Source organism: Pseudomonas entomophila L48 (assembly GCF_000026105.1).
In the GTDB taxonomy this organism is placed as follows: Bacteria; Pseudomonadota; Gammaproteobacteria; order Pseudomonadales; family Pseudomonadaceae; genus Aquipseudomonas; species Aquipseudomonas entomophila.
The window spans coordinates 4067186-4085622 of sequence record NC_008027.1 but is presented as its reverse complement, the minus strand read 5'-3'; the positions used below and the strand labels follow the sequence as shown (position 1 = coordinate 4085622).

The 18437-nt window shown below is 64.4% G+C and carries 19 protein-coding genes; all 19 read left to right on the top strand.

Annotation, left to right across the window (positions count from 1 at the left end; genetic code table 11):
* The first annotated feature begins 9 nt into the window (after positions 1-9).
* The 19 genes from fliM to PSEEN_RS17460 all read left to right on the top strand — a co-directional run bounded on the left by fliM (position 10) and on the right by PSEEN_RS17460 (position 18429).
* Positions 10-978, top strand: a complete 969-nt coding sequence (gene fliM, locus PSEEN_RS17550; RefSeq protein WP_011534899.1) for a flagellar motor switch protein FliM — start codon at positions 10-12, stop codon at positions 976-978.
* 47 nt (positions 979-1025) lie between these two features.
* Complete coding sequence (fliN, locus tag PSEEN_RS17545) at positions 1026-1490, top strand: flagellar motor switch protein FliN (RefSeq protein ID WP_011534898.1); 465 nt, start codon at positions 1026-1028, stop codon at positions 1488-1490.
* A complete protein-coding gene (gene fliO, locus PSEEN_RS17540; RefSeq protein ID WP_044488293.1) occupies positions 1491-1940 on the top strand; it encodes a flagellar biosynthetic protein FliO in 450 nt (149 codons plus the stop codon). It begins immediately after the preceding gene.
* A gap of 2 nt (positions 1941-1942) precedes the next feature.
* On the top strand, positions 1943-2695 hold the full coding sequence (gene fliP, locus PSEEN_RS17535; RefSeq protein ID WP_044488857.1) for a flagellar type III secretion system pore protein FliP: 753 nt from the start codon (positions 1943-1945) through the stop codon (positions 2693-2695).
* A gap of 21 nt (positions 2696-2716) precedes the next feature.
* A complete protein-coding gene (gene fliQ / locus PSEEN_RS17530) occupies positions 2717-2986 on the top strand; it encodes a flagellar biosynthesis protein FliQ (RefSeq protein ID WP_011534895.1) in 270 nt (89 codons plus the stop codon).
* Positions 2987-2993: 7 nt separating this feature from the next.
* Positions 2994-3770: a flagellar biosynthetic protein FliR gene (gene fliR, locus PSEEN_RS17525; RefSeq protein WP_011534894.1), complete on the top strand. Its 777-nt coding sequence runs from the start codon at positions 2994-2996 to the stop codon at positions 3768-3770.
* 2 nt (positions 3771-3772) lie between these two features.
* Positions 3773-4915: a flagellar biosynthesis protein FlhB gene (flhB, locus tag PSEEN_RS17520; RefSeq protein ID WP_011534893.1), complete on the top strand. Its 1143-nt coding sequence runs from the start codon at positions 3773-3775 to the stop codon at positions 4913-4915.
* A gap of 303 nt (positions 4916-5218) precedes the next feature.
* Entirely contained in the window at positions 5219-7348 is a 2130-nt protein-coding gene (gene flhA / locus PSEEN_RS17515; RefSeq protein WP_011534892.1) for a flagellar biosynthesis protein FlhA, read from the top strand.
* Positions 7349-7359: 11 nt separating this feature from the next.
* Positions 7360-8670 (top strand): flagellar biosynthesis GTPase FlhF, encoded by a 1311-nt coding sequence (gene flhF, locus PSEEN_RS17510; protein ID WP_011534891.1) that lies wholly within the window; start codon positions 7360-7362, stop codon positions 8668-8670.
* 114 nt (positions 8671-8784) lie between these two features.
* Entirely contained in the window at positions 8785-9618 is an 834-nt protein-coding gene (fleN, locus tag PSEEN_RS17505; protein WP_011534890.1) for a flagellar synthesis regulator FleN, read from the top strand.
* The gene (gene fliA / locus PSEEN_RS17500) at positions 9615-10355 is read left to right on the top strand and encodes an RNA polymerase sigma factor FliA (protein ID WP_011534889.1); all 741 of its coding nucleotides are present in this window, start codon (positions 9615-9617) and stop codon (positions 10353-10355) included. The genes fleN and fliA overlap by 4 nt, the downstream gene beginning before the upstream one ends.
* 105 nt (positions 10356-10460) lie before the next feature.
* Positions 10461-10835 (top strand): chemotaxis response regulator CheY, encoded by a 375-nt coding sequence (locus tag PSEEN_RS17495; RefSeq protein WP_011534888.1) that lies wholly within the window; start codon positions 10461-10463, stop codon positions 10833-10835.
* A gap of 18 nt (positions 10836-10853) precedes the next feature.
* Complete coding sequence (locus PSEEN_RS17490) at positions 10854-11642, top strand: protein phosphatase CheZ (protein WP_011534887.1); 789 nt, start codon at positions 10854-10856, stop codon at positions 11640-11642.
* A gap of 12 nt (positions 11643-11654) precedes the next feature.
* A complete protein-coding gene (locus tag PSEEN_RS17485; RefSeq protein WP_011534886.1) occupies positions 11655-13862 on the top strand; it encodes a chemotaxis protein CheA in 2208 nt (735 codons plus the stop codon).
* A 45-nt stretch (positions 13863-13907) separates the two neighbouring features.
* Positions 13908-15035 carry a protein-glutamate methylesterase/protein-glutamine glutaminase gene (locus PSEEN_RS17480; protein WP_011534885.1) on the top strand — a complete coding sequence of 376 codons (1128 nt, stop codon included), beginning with the start codon at positions 13908-13910 and terminating at the stop codon, positions 15033-15035.
* The gene (locus PSEEN_RS17475; RefSeq protein WP_011534884.1) at positions 15035-15775 is read left to right on the top strand and encodes a flagellar motor protein; all 741 of its coding nucleotides are present in this window, start codon (positions 15035-15037) and stop codon (positions 15773-15775) included. The genes PSEEN_RS17480 and PSEEN_RS17475 overlap by 1 nt, the downstream gene beginning before the upstream one ends.
* 3 nt (positions 15776-15778) lie before the next feature.
* Complete coding sequence (gene motD / locus PSEEN_RS17470; RefSeq protein ID WP_011534883.1) at positions 15779-16636, top strand: flagellar motor protein MotD; 858 nt, start codon at positions 15779-15781, stop codon at positions 16634-16636.
* 78 nt (positions 16637-16714) lie between these two features.
* A complete protein-coding gene (locus PSEEN_RS17465) occupies positions 16715-17503 on the top strand; it encodes a ParA family protein (RefSeq protein ID WP_011534882.1) in 789 nt (262 codons plus the stop codon).
* Positions 17503-18429, top strand: a complete 927-nt coding sequence (locus PSEEN_RS17460; RefSeq protein WP_011534881.1) for a CheW domain-containing protein — start codon at positions 17503-17505, stop codon at positions 18427-18429. The genes PSEEN_RS17465 and PSEEN_RS17460 overlap by 1 nt, the downstream gene beginning before the upstream one ends.
* The last annotated feature ends 8 nt before the right edge of the window (positions 18430-18437 follow it).

Genomic DNA, 18437 nt, shown 5'->3' with positions numbered 1-18437 from the left:
AGCACATAGATGGCCGTGCAGGACCTGCTGTCCCAGGATGAGATCGACGCCCTGCTGCATGGGGTGGACGATGGTCTGGTACAAACCGAAAGTGCTGGCGAGCCCGGCAGCATCAAGAGCTACGACCTGACCAGTCAGGACCGTATCGTGCGGGGTCGCATGCCGACCCTGGAAATGATCAACGAGCGCTTTGCCCGCTATACCCGCATCAGCATGTTCAACCTGCTGCGCCGTTCCGCGGATGTGGCCGTGGGCGGCGTGCAGGTGATGAAGTTTGGCGAGTACGTGCACTCGCTGTACGTGCCCACCAGCCTCAACCTGGTCAAGATCAAGCCGCTGCGCGGTACCGCGCTGTTCATCCTCGACGCCAAGCTGGTGTTCAAGCTGGTGGACAACTTCTTCGGTGGCGATGGTCGCCACGCCAAGATCGAAGGGCGTGAGTTCACCCCCACCGAGCTGCGCGTGGTACGCATGGTGCTGGACCAGTGCTTCGTCGACCTCAAGGAGGCATGGCAGGCGATCATGCCGGTCAACTTCGAGTACATCAACTCCGAGGTCAACCCGGCCATGGCCAACATCGTCGGCCCCAGCGAGGCGGTGGTGGTCTCGACCTTCCACATCGAACTCGATGGCGGTGGCGGCGACCTGCACGTGACCATGCCGTACTCGATGATCGAGCCGGTGCGCGAGATGCTCGATGCCGGTTTCCAGTCCGACCTGGACGACCAGGACGAGCGCTGGGTCAAGGCCCTGCGCGAGGACGTGCTGGACGTCGCGGTGCCGATGTCGGCCACCGTTGCCCGTCGCCAGCTCAAGCTGCGCGACATCCTGCACATGCAGCCGGGTGACGTGATCCCGGTGGAGCTGCCCGAGCACCTGGTCCTGCGGGCCAACGGTGTACCGGCGTTCAAGGCGCGACTGGGTTCGCACAAGGGCACCCTGGCGCTGCAGATCATCGACCCGATCGAACGCCGCTGATGGCGCGTCGATCGCTCTAAACGTATTGAAAGGTTGTCGAGGAAATCATGGCTAACGAAAACGAGATCAGCTCCCCCGAGGAACAGGCCCTGGCCGATGAGTGGGCTGCGGCCCTCGAAGAAACCGGCGATGCCGGGCAGGCCGATATCGATGCCCTGCTCGGTGGTGACGCCGGTCACGCCGGTGGTGATCGCCTGCCGATGGAAGAGTTCGCAAGCTCGCCCAAGCTCAACGAGAACGTCAGTCTCGAAGGCCCCAACCTGGATGTGATCCTGGATATTCCGGTGAGCATCTCCATGGAAGTGGGCAGCACCGAGATCAACATCCGCAACCTGCTGCAGCTCAACCAGGGCTCGGTGATCGAGCTCGACCGCCTGGCCGGCGAGCCGCTGGACGTGTTGGTCAACGGCACCCTGATCGCCCACGGCGAGGTGGTGGTGGTCAACGAAAAGTTCGGCATTCGCCTGACCGACGTGATCAGCCCCAGCGAACGTATCAAGAAGCTGCGCTGAGTGAAGGGCATGGTGCGGGCCGTGACGGCCTTCGCTGCGCTGCTGGTCAGCGAGGCGGTGATCGCCGCCGAGCCCGCCACCGTGGTGGTGCCGGCAGCGACCTCGGGCAGCGTGAGCGGGCAGTTGGCGCAGATGGTCTTCGGCCTGTTGCTGGTGGTCGGCCTGATCTTCTTTCTGGCCTGGCTGCTGCGGCGCATGCAGGGTACCGCGCAGCGTGGCGCGCCGGTGATCGAGATCGTCGGCAGTCGTGCCATCGGCCCGCGTGACCGGCTGTTGCTGGTGCAGGTCGGCAAGGAGCAGATCCTGATCGGCCATACCCCGGGCAGCATCGAGGCCTTGCACGTGCTCGCCGAGCCGGTCGAGGTGCCTGCTGGCGCGCGCCAGGCCGCGCCGGAATTCGCCCAGCGGCTGCTCGAGCTGATGGGCAAGGATCATAAGGACAAGAAGTGATGATGGGCGCCTTGCGCATGCTGTTGACCCTGGCGCTGCTGCTGGCCGCGCCGCTGGCCCTGGCCGCCGACCCGCTGTCGATCCCGGCCATCACCTTGTCCAATGGGGCGGACGGGCAGCAGGAGTACTCGGTCAGCCTGCAGATCCTGCTAATCATGACGGCGCTGAGCTTCATTCCGGCGTTCGTCATCCTGATGACCAGCTTCACCCGGATCATCATCGTCTTCTCCATCCTGCGCCAGGCCCTGGGCCTGCAGCAGACGCCATCGAACCAGGTGCTCACGGGCATGGCGCTGTTCCTGACCATGTTCATCATGGCGCCGGTGTTCGAGCGGGTGAACAAGGACGCCATCCAGCCCTACCTGGCCGAGCAGATGACCGCCCAGCAGGCCATCGACAAGGCCCAGGGGCCGCTCAAGGACTTCATGCTGGCGCAGACCCGGCAGAGCGACCTCGACCTGTTCATGCGCCTGTCCAAGCGCACCGACATCGCCGGGCCCGACCAGGTGCCGCTGACTATCCTGGTGCCGGCGTTCGTCACTTCCGAACTCAAGACCGCGTTCCAGATCGGCTTCATGATCTTCATTCCGTTCCTGATCATCGACATGGTGGTCGCCAGCGTGCTGATGGCGATGGGCATGATGATGCTGTCGCCGCTGATCATCTCGTTGCCGTTCAAGATCATGCTGTTCGTGCTGGTCGATGGCTGGGCGCTGATCATGGGCACCCTGGCCGGCAGTTTCGGTGGCGTCTGACGCCATCCAGGAGGGTTTTGCATGACACCTGAAGTTGCAGTCGACCTGTTCCGCAACGCCTTGTGGCTGACCACCCTGATGGTGGCCGTGCTGGTGGTGCCCAGCCTGCTGGTAGGCCTGGTGGTGGCCATGTTCCAGGCCGCCACGCAGATCAACGAACAGACCTTGAGCTTCCTGCCGCGCCTGCTGGTGATGCTGATCACGCTGATCGTCGCCGGGCCGTGGCTGGTGCAGAAGTTCATGGAGTACTTCATCGGCCTGTACACCAGCATTCCACAGCTGATCGGTTGACGCTGCGATGCTCGAGCTGACCGACACGCAGATCGGTACCTGGGTCGCCACCTTCATCCTGCCGTTGTTCCGGGTGACGGCGCTGTTGATGACCATGCCGATCTTCGGCACCAAGATGCTGCCGGCGCGGGTGCGCTTGTACGCCGCCGTGGCCATTACCGTGGTGATCGTGCCGGGCCTGCCGCCGCTGCCTGAAATCGACCCGCTGAGCCTGCGCGGGGTGTTGCTGTGCGGGGAGCAGATCATTGTCGGTGCGTTGTTCGGCTTCTCCCTGCAGCTGCTGTTCCAGGCCTTCGTGGTGGCGGGGCAGATCGTCGCGGTGCAGATGGGCATGGCCTTCGCATCGATGGTCGACCCGGCCAACGGCGTCAACGTCGCGGTGGTCAGCCAGTTCATGACCATGCTGGTGAGCGTGCTGTTCCTGGTGATGAACGGCCACTTGGTGGCATTCGAGATCCTCACTGAAAGCTTCACCACCCTGCCGGTGGGCAATGCGCTGGTGGTCAATCATTTCTGGGAAATGGCCGGGCGCCTGAGTTGGGTGCTGGGGGCGGGGCTGTTGCTGATTCTGCCGGCGATCGCCGCGCTGCTGGTGGTCAACGTCGCGTTTGGCGTGATGACGCGGGCGGCGCCGCAACTGAACATCTTTTCCATCGGTTTCCCGCTGACCCTGGTGCTGGGGCTCGGCATCTTCTGGGTCGGCCTGGCCGATATTCTTTCCCACTACCAGGCACTGGCCAGCGAAGCGCTGCAGTGGCTGCGTGAACTGGCACGGGCGCGCTGAGCATGGCGGAGAGCGAAAGCGGTCAGGACAAGACGGAAGAACCCACCGACAAACGCAAGCGCGACGCGCGCGAGAAAGGTGAGATCGCTCGGTCCAAGGAGCTGAACACGGTGGCGGTGACGCTGGCGGGTGCTGGCGGGTTGTTGGCGTTCGGTGGGCAGATGGCCGAAACGTTGATGACGCTGATGCGTGCGAACTTCACCCTCACCCGTGAGGTGATCGTGGATGAGCGCAGCATGGGCGCGTTCCTGCTGGCGTCGGGCAAGATGGCGATCTGGTCGGTGCAGCCGGTGATGATCCTGCTGTTCGTGATCTCCTTTGTCGCGCCCATCGCCCTGGGTGGTTTCCTGTTCTCGGGTAGCCTGCTGCAGCCCAAGTTCAGCCGGATGAACCCGTTGGCGGGGATCAAGCGCATGTTTTCCCTGCATGCGCTGACCGAGTTGCTCAAGGCCATTGCCAAGTTCCTGGTGATCCTGGTGGTGGCGCTGGTGGTCCTGGCCAGTGACCGCCAGGCGTTGCTGTCGATTGCCAACGAGCCGCTGGAGCAGGCGGTGATCCATGCCGTGCAGGTGGTGGGCTGGAGTGCCTTGTGGATGGCGGCCGGTTTGCTGTTGATTGCGGCGGCGGACGTGCCGTTCCAGCTCTGGCAGGCGCACAAGAAACTGAAGATGACCAAACAGGAAGTGCGTGACGAGTACAAGGACTCCGAAGGCAAGCCTGAGGTGAAGCAGCGCATTCGCCAGCTGCAGCGGGAGGCTTCGCAGCGTCGCATGATGGCGGCGGTGCCCGAGGCCGACGTGATCATCACCAACCCGACGCACTATGCGGTGGCGTTGCAGTATGACCCGGAGAAGGGTGGGGCGGCGCCGTTGCTGCTGGCCAAGGGCACCGACTTCCTGGCGCTGAAGATGCGGGAGATCGGGGTCGAGCACAAGGTGCAGATCCTCGAGTCGCCGGCGCTGGCGCGGGCTATCTACTATTCCACCGAACTGGAAGAGGAGATTCCGGCGGGGTTGTACCTGGCGGTGGCGCAGGTGTTGGCCTATGTGTTCCAGATTCGCCAGTACCGGGCGGGCAAGGGCAAGGCGCCGGAGCCGTTGAAGAAAGATCTGCCGATTCCCGAGGATTTGCGGCGCGATAGTTGAGGTTGGCCGGTTCGGGCACCGCTTGTGCGGTGCATCGCGGATGAATCCGCTCCTACAGAATGCCGATAAGTCGCGTCGGACACACATGGTGTGTAGGAGCGGATTCATCCGCGATGCGCCGCGCGGGCGGCGCTCGATCTCAATACCCCTGCAAAAAAATCGCCTGCCCCCTGTCCGCCAACGCGCGATCCAAAGCCCGCGCCCGCAAAAAATCCCCACCCTCAAAAAAGTTGGAAGGCTTCTTGCAAAGGCAGCGCCAGGCGCCACGCAGGCGTCAAAGTTTTTGCTTGAAGAGGACTCGCGGTGGATCGCACTCAGTTAATCAGCAACGCCCGCAACAACCTGGCCGGTCTCGGCCGGGGCAACCTCGGCGTGCCGCTGCTGCTGCTGGTGATGCTGGCAATGATGATGTTGCCGATTCCACCGTTCCTGCTCGACGTCTTCTTCACCTTCAACATCGCCCTGTCGATCGTGGTCCTGCTGGTCTGCGTCTACGCCCTGCGCCCGCTGGACTTCGCCGCCTTCCCCACCATCCTGCTGGTCGCCACGTTGCTGCGCCTGGCGCTGAACGTCGCCTCCACCCGTGTGGTCATGCTCCATGGCCAGGAAGGCCATGGCGCCGCGGGCAAGGTGATCCAGGCCTTCGGCGAGGTGGTGATCGGCGGCAACTATGTCGTGGGTGCGGTGGTGTTCGCCATCCTCATGATCATCAACTTCGTGGTCGTGACCAAGGGTGCCGGGCGTATCTCCGAAGTGAGCGCGCGCTTCACCCTAGACGCCATGCCCGGCAAGCAGATGGCCATCGACGCCGACCTCAACGCCGGCCTGATCGACCAGGCCCAGGCCAAGTCCCGTCGCGCCGAAGTCGCCCAGGAAGCCGAGTTCTACGGCTCGATGGACGGTGCCAGCAAGTTCGTCCGTGGCGACGCCATCGCTGGCCTGCTGATCCTGTTCATCAACCTCATCGGCGGCATGCTCATCGGCATGCTGCAGCACAACATGTCCTTCGCCGATGCCGGCAAGGTCTACGCCCTGCTGACCATTGGTGACGGTTTGGTGGCGCAATTGCCATCACTGTTGCTGTCCACCGCCGCCGCGATCATGGTCACCCGTGCCTCGGGCTCCGAGGACATGGGCAAGCTGATCAACCGGCAGATGTTCGATTCGCCCAAGGCCCTGGCGGTGTCCGCCGGCCTGATGATCGTCATGGGCCTGGTGCCGGGCATGCCGCACATCGCCTTCCTCAGCCTGGGCCTGCTGGCCGCCGGTGGCGCCTACCTGGTGTGGAAGAAGCAGCAGAAGGCCAAGGTCGAGGCCGCTCAGGAGCTTCAGCGTCAGCAAGACCTGCTGCCATCGCCGCAGCGCGCGCTGGAAACCAAGGAGCTGGGCTGGGATGACGTCACCCCCATCGACATGATCGGCCTGGAAGTGGGCTATCGCCTGATTCCGCTGGTCGACCGCAACCAGGGTGGCCAGCTGCTGGCGCGGATCAAAGGGGTGCGCAAGAAGCTTTCGCAAGACCTGGGCTTTCTCATGCCCACCGTGCACATCCGCGACAACCTCGACTTGCAACCCAGCGCCTATCGGCTGACGCTGATGGGGGTGATCCTCGCCGAGGCGGAGATCTACCCCGACCGCGAACTGGCGATCAACCCCGGGCAGGTGTTCGGTTCCCTCAACGGTATTGCCGCCCGCGATCCGGCGTTCGGCCTGGAAGCGGTATGGATCGATATCGCCCAGCGTGCGCAGGCGCAGTCACTGGGCTATACGGTGGTGGATGCCAGCACGGTGGTCGCCACGCACTTGAACCAGATCCTGCAGAAGCACTGCCATGAGCTGATCGGTCACGAAGAGGTCCAGCAACTGCTGCAGGTGCTGGCCAAGGTCTCGCCGAAACTGGCTGAAGAGGTGGTGCCGGGTGTCATTTCCTTGTCGGGCCTGCTCAAGGTCCTGCAGGCGTTGCTTGCCGAGCAAGTGCCGGTGCGTGACATCCGCAGCATTGCCGAAGCCATCGCCAACAACGCCAACAAGAGTCAAGATACCGCCGCGCTGGTGGCGGTGGTGCGGGTCGGATTGTGTCGCGCCATCGTGCAAAGCATTGTCGGCGTTGAGTCCGAGCTGCCTGTGATCACCCTTGAGCCAAGGTTGGAACAGATCTTGCTCAATAGTCTGCAAAGGGCCGGGCAGGGTCAGGAAGATGGTGTTCTTCTTGAGCCAAGCATGGCCGAAAAGCTTCAGCGTTCGTTGATCGAGGCAGCCCAGCGTCAGGAAATGCAGGGCTCGCCGGCCATCCTCCTGGTGGCCGGCCCGATCCGGGCCATGCTGTCGCGCTTCGGCCGCCTGGCTGTACCGAATTTGCATGTTTTGGCGTATCAGGAAATACCTGACAACAAGCAAGTCACCATCGTTGCCACCGTGGGCCCAAATGGCTGAGGTAGTGGGTTATGCAAGTTAAGCGTTTTTTCGCCGCCGATATGCGTCAGGCCATGAAGCTGGTCCGGGATGAGCTCGGCTCCGACGCCGCCATCATCGGCAACCGGCGCATCGCTGGCGGTGTCGAGTTGACGGCCGCGCTGGACTACAAGCTGTCCGCCCTGGCCCCACGCGTACCCAACGCCGAGCTCGAGGACGAGTTGCGCAAGACGCAGTCGCGCATCGTCACCGCCCAGGCGCAGATCAATGATCGCAGTGAGCTGGGCGAGGGTAACCGCCAGCTGTTCGCCGGTCAGTCGCTGACGGCCTCCGAGCCGCTGGTCGAGCCTCATGTCGATGAGCCGGCGCCAGTCGCCGCGCCCCCGCAGCCGGCGGTAGACCCGCGCCTGTTCGACGCCATGCGCTTCGAGCTGACCGGCCTGCGTGAGCTGCTTGAAGTACAACTTGGCTCGCTGGCCTGGAGCCAGTTGCAGGGCAGCAAGCCGCAGCAGGCCAACCTCTGGCGTCGCCTGCAGCGCCTGGGCCTCTCCGGTGGCCTGGCGCGCGAACTGCTCGAGCTCACGGCTGAAATCGAAGAGCCGCGTCAAGCCTGGCGCATGGTGCTGGCGCACCTGGCGCGCATGATCGAAGTACCCGAGATCGAGCCGATCGAGGAGGGCGGAGTGATCGCCATGGTCGGCCCGGCCGGCATGGGCAAGACCACCACGCTGGCCAAGCTGGCCGCCCGTTACGTACTCAAGTACGGCGCGAACAACCTGGCGCTGGTCAGCATGGACAGCTACCGCATTGGCGCCCAGGAGCAGCTCAAGACCCTTGGGCGCATCCTCAACGTGCCGGTCACCTACGTCGACCCGGGCGAGTCGCTGGCCCAGGCCCTCGAGCCCCTGCTGCGCAAGCGCGTGGTGCTGATCGACACCGCCGGCCTGCAGGCCAGCGACCCGGCCCTGCGCATGCAGCTGGAGACGCTGGCCGGGCGCGGCATCGCCGCCAAGAACTACCTGGTGCTGGCAACCACCAGCCAGAAGCAGGTGCTTACCGCCGCCTACCACAGCTACAAGCGCTGCGGCCTGGCCGGTTGCATCCTGACCAAACTCGATGAAACGGCTTGCCTCGGCGAAGTGCTGAGCCTGGCCATCAGTCATGAATTGCCGGTGGCCTACCTGACCGACGGGCCACGTATTCCTGACGACCTGCAATTGCCGCGCAAGCACCAGCTGGTGAGCCGCGCGGTAAGCGTACAGATGCAGGACGAGCCCAGCGAAGAGGCCATGGCCGACATGTTCGCTGATCTCTACCACAACCCTGGCAAGCGTGCGGGTTGAGGGTGAATACTGTGCAACGTACCTACATCATGGGGTTGCCCGGCCTGTCCGTGGCCTCGAGCGTTCAGCCCCTCTTGTGGCCTGGGTCCAAGCGAGACAAGGTAAAGAACAGACATGGGTAGCATGCATCCCGTACAGGTGATCGCCGTGACCGGTGGCAAAGGTGGCGTCGGCAAGACTAACGTTTCAGTGAACCTGTCCCTGGCGCTGGCCGAACTCGGCCGCCGGGTCATGCTGCTGGACGCCGACCTGGGCCTGGCCAATGTCGACGTACTGCTGGGCCTGACGCCCAAGCACACCCTGGCCGACGTCATCGAAGGGCGCTGCGAGCTGCGCGACGTGCTGCTGCAGGGGCCTGGCGGGGTACGCATCGTGCCGGCCGCTTCCGGCACCCAGAGCATGGTGCACCTGGCGCCGGCCCAGCATGCCGGCCTGATCCAGGCGTTCAGCGAGATCGGCGACAACCTCGATGTGCTGGTGATCGACACCGCTGCGGGTATTGGTGACTCGGTAGTCAGTTTTGTCCGCGCCGCGCAGGAAGTGCTGTTGGTGGTGTGCGACGAGCCCACCTCGATCACCGACGCCTACGCCCTGATCAAGCTGCTCAACCGCGATTACGGCATGAATCGTTTCCGCGTGCTGGCCAACATGGCGCAGAGCCCGCAGGAAGGGCGCAACCTGTTTGCCAAGTTGACCAAGGTCACGGATCGCTTCCTCGACGTCGCCCTACAATACGTCGGCGCCGTGCCTTACGACGAATGTGTGCGCAAGGCGGTGCAGAAGCAGCGGGCGGTCTACGAGGCCTTCCCTCGGTCCAAGTGCGCGCTGGCCTTCAAGGCCATCGCGCAGAAGGTCGACAGCTGGCCGCTGCCTGCCAACCCGCGCGGACACCTGGAGTTTTTCGTCGAGCGTCTGGTGCAGCCCACCAGCGCGGGGCCAGTGCTATGAACGCGAGCGGTTTCAAGATGTACAGCAAGGCGGCGAAAGACGCCCAGTACGAGCTGGTCGAACGCTACGCGCCGCTGGTCAAACGCATCGCCTACCACCTGCTGGCGCGCCTGCCGGCCAACGTGCAGGTCGAGGACCTGATCCAGGCCGGCATGATCGGCCTGCTGGAAGTCGCCAACAAATACGACGCCAGCAAGGGCGCGAGCTTCGAAACCTACGCCGGTATCCGCATCCGCGGCGCCATGCTCGACGAGGTGCGCAAGGGGGACTGGGCGCCGCGCTCGGTGCACCGCAACACGCGCATGGTCAGTGACGCGATTCGCTCGGTTGAAGCAAGAACCGGTCGCGACGCTAAAGATCACGAGGTTGCTGCCGAACTCCAATTGAGTCTCGATGATTACTACGGGATTCTGAACGACACCTTGGGCAGCCGCCTGTTCAGTTTCGACGACCTGCTGCAGGACGGCGAACACGAAGGGCTGCACGAGGACGGAGCCAGCGGCCAGCTGGAGCCATCGCGGGACCTGGAGGACGAGCGCTTCCAGTCCGCCCTGGCCGATGCGATCGCCAACCTGCCGGAGCGCGAGCGCCTGGTCCTGGCGCTGTACTACGACGAAGAGCTGAACCTCAAGGAAATCGGCGAGGTGCTGGGGGTCAGCGAGTCGCGTGTCAGCCAGTTGCACAGCCAGTGCGCGGCACGTCTGCGCAGCCGGTTGGGTGAGTGGCGGGCGCGTTGAACCCAGGTTCGATGCAGTCGTTTTTTTTGTGGTGCCGAATTGATTGACTGCGCGCTCGGCGCCGAGCGCGTTTAAGACTGCTTGGAGGTCTAATTGAACAAAGACATGAAAATCCTCATCGTTGACGACTTTTCGACGATGCGGCGGATCATCAAGAACCTGTTGCGTGACCTGGGCTTCACCAACACCGAAGAAGCCGACGATGGCACCACGGCGCTGCCGATGCTGGAGAACGGCCACTACGACTTCCTGGTGACCGACTGGAACATGCCGGGCATGTCCGGTATCGACTTGCTGCGCAAGGTGCGGGCACACGACCGCCTCAAGGGCATGCCGGTGCTGATGGTGACCGCCGAAGCCAAGCGCGACCAGATCATCGAAGCGGCCCAGGCCGGGGTCAACGGCTATGTGGTCAAGCCATTCACCGCCCAGGTGCTCAAAGAAAAGATCGAGAAGATCTTCGAACGCGTCAACGGCTGAGTCACGTCAGGGGGCGCCATGGAGTCACAGAACAACTCTCTGGGTGAGTTCGAATCAACCCTGAAGAAGCATGCCCAGGAACTGGTCGAGAGCCTCGAGCGCGGCCGGTTCGGTGAGGCGGTGCAGCTGATTCACCAGCTGAACCAGACCCGCGACCGTGGCCTGTATCAGGAAGTCGGCAAGCTCACCCGTGAACTGCACAGTGCAATCGTCAGCTTCCAGATCGACCCGGCCATGCCGCAGGCCGAGGAAGTCTCGCAGATCACCGATGCCACCGAGCGCCTCTCCTACGTGGTGCGCCTCACCGAGGGCGCGGCCAACCGCACCATGGACCTGGTGGAGGAGAGCACGCCGGTGCTCAACGACCTCGCAAGCGAGGCCCAGGACCTGTCCGCCGACTGGCAGCGCTTCATGCGCCGCGAGGTGGCGGCGCCGGAATTCCGCGAGTTGGTCAAGCGCGTCGACAGTTTCCTGACGCACAGCGCCGAGGGCAACCGCAAGGTCGCCGGCCACCTCAACGACATTCTGCTGGCCCAGGACTATCAAGACCTGACCGGGCAGGTGATCAAGCGGGTGACCACACTGGTCACCGAAGTCGAAAGCAATCTGCTCAAGCTCGTGCTGATGGCAAGCCAGGTCGACCGCTTTGCCGGTATCGAACATGACCACCAGCAGCTGCGTGCTGAAAAAGATCAAGAAAAACATCCGACTCGGGGTGAAGGTCCGCAGATTCATGCCGATAAGCGTGAAGACGTCGTGTCCGGTCAGGACGATGTCGACGATCTGCTATCCAGCCTGGGTTTTTAAGGAGCACGTTTAATGAGCTTCGGCGCCGATGAAGAAATCCTTCAGGATTTCCTGGTAGAAGCCGGCGAAATCCTCGAGCTACTGTCCGAGCAACTGGTCGAGCTGGAAAGCCGGCCCGATGACGCGGACCTGCTCAATGCGATTTTCCGCGGTTTCCACACTGTAAAAGGGGGCGCCGGCTTCCTTCAGCTCAACGAGCTGGTGGAGTGCTGCCATATCGCCGAGAACGTGTTCGACATCCTGCGCAAAGGTGAGCGCCGGGTCGACGCGGAACTGATGGACGTGGTGCTCGAGGCCCTCGACACGGTCAACAGCATGTTCAGCCAGGTCCGCGAGCGTTCGGACATCACCCCGGCCACGCCGGAGCTGCTGGCGGCACTGTCGCGCCTGGCCGAGCCAGGTGGCGCACCCGCTCCGGCGCCGGTCGTCGAGGCCGCCCCGCAAGTCGAAGCCGAGCCGGACATCACCGACACCGAGTTCGAGCAACTGCTCGACTCGCTCGATGCGGTCAAGGCGCAAGCCGAGGTCCATGAGCAACTGCAGGGCGAAGTGGTCGGCGCGGGTGGTGACGAGATCACCGACGCCGAGTTCGAAACGCTGCTCGATCAGTTGCATGGCAAGGGCCAGTTCTCGGCGGATGCCGCGCCGAGCGCGCCGGCTTCAGCCGCTGCGCCTGCCAGCGACGAAATCACCGACGACGAATTCGAGTCGCTGCTCGATCAGTTGCACGGCAAGGGCACCTTCGCCGTGGACGCCTTGCCGGCTGCCGCCGCGCCGGCGACCAGCGTGGCATCGGCCGCGCCAGGTGGCGAGGACATCAGCGAGCACGAATTCGAAGCCCTGCTGGACCAGTTGCACGGCAAAGGCAAATTCTCGGGCGACGCCGTCGCCAGTGAGGCGCCTGCCGCCGCCAAGGTGGAAGCCAAGCCTGTGGCCAAGCCCGCGCCGGTTGCAGCCCCGGCTGCCGCCGCCAAGCCAGCGGCCCCGGCCGCGCCAGCCGCCCCAGCCCGTGCCGCCGCACCGGCTGCCGAAAAGCACGGCGCCAGCGAAGCGGAAACCACGGTGCGGGTCGATACCGCGCGCCTGGACGAGATCATGAACATGGTCGGCGAACTGGTGCTGGTGCGTAACCGCCTGGTGCGCCTGGGGCTCAACAGCGGCGACGAAGCCATGTCCAAGGCCGTGTCCAACCTCGACGTGGTCACCGCCGACCTGCAGACCGCGGTCATGAAGACCCGCATGCAGCCGATCAAGAAGGTCTTCGGGCGCTTCCCGCGCCTGGTTCGCGACCTGGCCCGCCAGTTGAAGAAAGAGATCAACCTGGAGCTGGTCGGCGAAGAGACCGACCTGGACAAGAACCTGGTCGAGGCGCTGGCCGACCCGTTGGTGCACTTGGTGCGCAACGCCGTCGACCATGGTGTCGAGATGCCGGACGAGCGCGAGGCCTCGGGCAAGTCGCGCATGGGCCGGGTGGTGCTGTCCGCCGAACAGGAAGGCGACCATATCCTGCTGTCGATCTCCGACGACGGCAAGGGCATGGACCCGAGCATCCTGCGCGCCAAGGCCGTGGAAAAGGGCCTGATGGACAAGGATGCTGCCGACCGTCTGAGCGAGTCGGACTGCTACAACCTGATCTTCGCCCCGGGCTTCTCGACCAAGACCGAGATTTCCGACGTGTCCGGCCGCGGCGTGGGCATGGACGTGGTGAAGACCAAGATTTCCCAGCTCAACGGCTCGATCAACATCTTCTCGGCCAAGGGCCAGGGCTCGAAGATCGTCATCAAGGTGCCGCTGACCCTGGCGATCATGCCGACGCTGATGGTGATGCTGGCCAACCAGGCGTTCGCCTTCCCGCTGGTCAACGTCAACGAGATCTTCCACCTCGACCTGTCGCGCACCAATGTGGTCGACGGCCAGGAAGTGGTGATCGTGCGCGACAAGGCGCTGCCGCTGTTCTACCTCAAGCGCTGGCTGGTCCAGGACCACGAGCACGAAGAGCAGCATGAAGGTCACGTGGTGATCCTGTCGGTCGGCACCCAGCGCATCGGCTTCGTGGTCGACCAGTTGGTCGGTCAGGAGGAAGTGGTGATCAAGCCGTTGGGCAAGATGCTGCAGGGCACGCCAGGCATGTCCGGCGCGACCATCACCGGCGACGGTCGTATCGCGCTGATCCTCGACGTTCCGAGCATGCTCAAGCGTTACGCCGCCCGGCGTATTTGATTTCGGTGGCGCGCCCTGGCGGGTGCGCCACCTAATGGAGTGTTTATGGCAGTCAAGGTCCTGGTGGTGGATGATTCCGGTTTCTTCCGCCGCCGTGTCTCGGAAATTCTCTCGGCGGACCCGACGATCCAGGTCGTGGGTACCGCGACCAACGGCAAGGAAGCGATCGACCAGGCGTTGTCGCTCAAGCCCGATGTCATCACCATGGACTACGAAATGCCCATGATGGATGGCATCACCGCGGTGCGGCACATCATGCAACGCTGCCCGACGCCGGTCCTGATGTTCTCCTCGCTGACCCATGAAGGTGCCCGCGTCACCCTCGACGCCCTGGACGCCGGCGCGGTCGACTACCTGCCGAAGAACTTCGAGGACATCTCGCGCAACCCGGAGAAGGTCAAGCAGTTGCTGTGCGAAAAGGTTCATACCATTTCCCGCAGCAACCGCCGCTTCAGCGCCTATTCCAGCCCGGCACCGGCCGCTGCGCCGGCTCCGGCCAGCAGCCATACCCCGGCCAGCAGCTTCAGCAGCTCCGCGCCTGCGCGCGCTGCCGCTGCCCCGGCCCGCGCCGCGGCACCGGCCGCCACCCATTCGCCAGCGCCCAAGCGCAAGCCGTACAAGCTGGTCGCCATTGGTACTTCCACCGGTGGCCCGGTGGCGCTGCAACGGGTGCTGACTCAGCTGCCCGCCGGTTTCCCGGCTCCGATCGTGCTCATCCAGCACATGCCGGCGGCCTTCACCAAGGCCTTCGCCGAGCGCCTGGACAAGCTGTGCAAGATCAGTGTCAAGGAAGCCGAGGACGGTGACGTGCTGCGTCCTGGCCTGGCGCTGCTGGCCCCCGGTGGCAAGCAGATGATGGTCGATGGCCGTGGCACGGTGAAGATCCTGCCAGGTGACGAGCGCCTGAACTACAAGCCTTGCGTCGATATCACCTTCGGTTCCGCCGCCAAATCGTATGGCGACAAGGTGCTGTCGGTGGTGCTCACCGGCATGGGCGCCGATGGCCGCGAAGGCGCGCGCCTGCTCAAGCAGGGCGGCAGCACCGTGTGGGCCCAGGATGAAGCCAGCTGCGTGATCTATGGCATGCCCATGGCCATCGTCAAGGCCAACCTGGCCGATGCCGTGTACAGCCTGGACGAGATCGGCAAGCACCTGGTCGAGGCGTGCGTCTGATGGATGTCTTGAGCCTGATCGGCCTGATCCTCGCGTTCGTCGCCATCGTCGGCGGCAACTTCCTCGAGGGTGGCCACGCCGGTGCCTTGATCAACGGCCCGGCAGCCCTGATCGTGCTGGGCGGCACACTGGCAGCGGCATTGCTGCAGTCGCCGTTGTCGTCGTTCAAGCGCGCACTGCAGATCGTGCGCTGGATCTTCTTCCCGCCGCGGGTCGACCTCGCCGGCGGCATCGACCGCGTGGTGAACTGGAGCCTGACGGCACGCAAGGAAGGCCTGCTGGGGCTGGAGGGCGTGGCCGATGCCGAACCCGATCCGTATGCGCGCAAGGGCCTGCAACTGCTGGTGGACGGCGCCGAACCGGAAGCCATCCGCAGCATCCTCGAAGTCGACTTCCTGACCCAGGAAGCCCGTGACATCCAGGCAGCCAAGGTGTTCGAGAGCATGGGCGGTTATGCGCCGACCATCGGTATCATCGGCGCGGTGATGGGCCTGATCCATGTGATGGGCAACCTGGCCGACCCGTCGCAGCTGGGCAACGGCATCGCCGTGGCCTTCGTCGCCACCATCTACGGTGTGGCCAGCGCCAACCTGATCCTGTTGCCGATCGCCAACAAGCTCAAGGCCGTCACCCTGCGCCAGTCGCGTTACCGCGAGATGCTGCTCGAGGGCCTGTTGTCGATCGCCGAAGGCGAGAACCCGCGCTCGATCGAGCTGAAGCTGCAAGGCTTCATGGAGTAAGCCATGGCCCGCCGTCGTAAAACCGAAGAGCACGAGAACCACGAACGCTGGCTGGTCTCGTACGCCGACTTCATCACCTTGCTGTTCGCCTTCTTCGTGGTCATGTACTCGATCTCGTCGATCAACGAGGGCAAGTACAAGCAGATCTCCCAGGCGCTGATCGGGGTGTTCAACGACCCCGAGCGCAGCATGAAGCCGATCCCCATCGGTGACGAGCGACCGCTGAGCGTCAAGCCGGCCGAGCCGCTCATCAAGGACAGCGAGCAGACTGACGCGGGCCTGGCGCAGACCAGCGCCGACCCGCTCAAGACCATCACCGACGATGTGCATGACGCCTTCGGCGACCTGATCAAGTCCAACCAGATGACCGTGCGCGGCAACGAGCTGTGGGTGGAGATCGAACTCAATTCCTCGCTGCTGTTCGCCAGCGCCGACGCGATGCCCAGCGACGTGGCCTTCGAGATCATCGAGAAGGTGGCGAAGATTCTCAAGCCGTTCGCCAACCCGGTGCACGTCGAGGGCTTCACCGACAACCTGCCGATCCGCACCGCGCAGTACCCGACCAACTGGGAGCTGTCGTCGGCACGGGCGGCGAGCATCGTTCGCCTGCTGGCGATGGAAGGGGTGAACCCGGCGCGCATGGCTTCGGTGGGCTACGGCGAATACCAGCCGGTGGCCGGCAACGACACCGCCGACGGCCGCGCGCGCAACCGCCGCGTGGTGCTGGTGATCTCGCGCAACCTCGAGGTGCGCCGTAGCCTGACCGGCAGCGGCAGCGCCAATGCCACCCCCGACGCCGCCATGCGCCGGGCTGGCACACAAAGTGCACCAGCCACGCCAGCACCGTCGACCGGGGGCTGAATCCGTCAAATCCCTGTCACTGAAATTCACACCGTTCCCGGCAAGGCTGTCGGCCATACCGGGAGGAAGCAACGCACGATGAGAGTCTGGGCAGTAGCCAATCAAAAGGGTGGCGTCGGCAAGACCACCACCACCATCGCCCTCGCTGGCCTGCTGGCCGAGGCGGGCAAGCGCGTGGTCGTCGTCGACCTCGACCCGCACGGTTCGATGACCAGCTACTTCGGGCACAATCCCGACGCGCTCGAACACAGCTGCTACGACCTGTTCCTGCACAAGGGGACGGTGCCCGAGGGCTTGCCTGGCCAGTTGCTGCTGCCCACCAGCGACGAGCGCATCTCGCTGCTGCCGTCGAGCACCGCGTTGGCCGTGCTGGAGCGCCAGTCACCAGGCCAGAGTGGCCTGGGCCTGGTGATCGCCAAGAGTCTGGCGCAGCTGTGGCAGGATTTCGACTTCGCCCTGATCGACAGCCCGCCCTTGCTGGGCGTGCTGATGGTCAATGCCCTGGCCGCCAGCCAGCAGTTGGTGATCCCGGTGCAGACCGAGTTTCTCGCGGTCAAGGGCCTGGAACGCATGGTCGGCACCCTGGCCATGGTCAACCGCTCGCGCAAGCAGGCCTTGCCGTACCAGATCGTCCCGACCCTGTTCGACCGCCGCACCCAGGCCTCGCTGGGCACCCTCAAGGTGCTGCGCGACACCTATGGCGACCAGGTCTGGCAGGGCTACATTCCGGTCGACACTCGCCTGCGTGACGCCAGCCGCAACGGTGTCACGCCGTCGCAGTTCGACGGCAAGAGCCGTGGGGTGGTCGCCTATCGGGCGCTGCTCAAGCATTTGCTCACTTACCGTTCCGCGTTGCAGGTGGCTTGATGAACTCGGCACCGCACATCACCAGCAAGCCACAACTGGCGCTGCAGTCCTATCTCGATGGCCTGTTGCAGGAGGCCACCGAGACCCTCGACCTGCCTGACTTGCCCGAAGCCGCGACGGCAGAGGAGGCAGGTGAGGCGGATGAAGCGCCCAGCGACGAGTTCGAGGCTGCGGTCCGCGAAGAGCAGGCCCTGGACGCCCAGCGCCACGCCAGCCCGGCGCCAGTGGCGGCACGGCCGTTCGCCGAGCCCCAGGCCAAGGTGCTGCCGACTGTCCTGCCACCGCTGCAGCCTGTACCCGAGCCGGCCGCCGCTGTGGTCGATACTGAAGTGGTGGCCGAGGCCAACATCCCAGTCCTGACCGAAGTGCAGGCCGCCGAACCCGTCGCGCCGCTGGTAGATGTCCACTTGCCTGCGCCTGCGGCACCCGTGCCGCCGGCCACGGTCGATGGTCGCCCGGACTGGGCGGCCGAGCCTTTCGAATGCCTGCTGTTCGATGTGGCCGGGCTCACCCTGGCGGTGCCGCTGGTGTGCCTGGGCTCGATCTACAGCCTGGCCGGCCAGGAGCTGACGCCGTTGTTCGGCCAGCCGGACTGGTTCCTTGGCATCCTCAGCTGCCAGGCCGGCAACCTGAAGGTGCTCGACACCGCGCGTTGGGTCATGCCCGACCGCTATCGCGATGATTTTCGCCAGGGGCTGCAATACGTCATTTCCGTCCAGGGCTATGAATGGGGGCTGGCCGTGCACCAGGTCAGCCGCTCCCTGCGCCTGGACCCGAACGAGATCAAGTGGCGCAGCCAGCGTGGCCAGCGCCCTTGGCTGGCCGGCACGGTGATCGAGCACATGTGCGCGCTGCTGGATGTCGCCGCGCTGGCCGAGCTGATCGCCAGCGGCGCGGTCAAGCAGATGAACACCAAACACAACTGAATCAACGC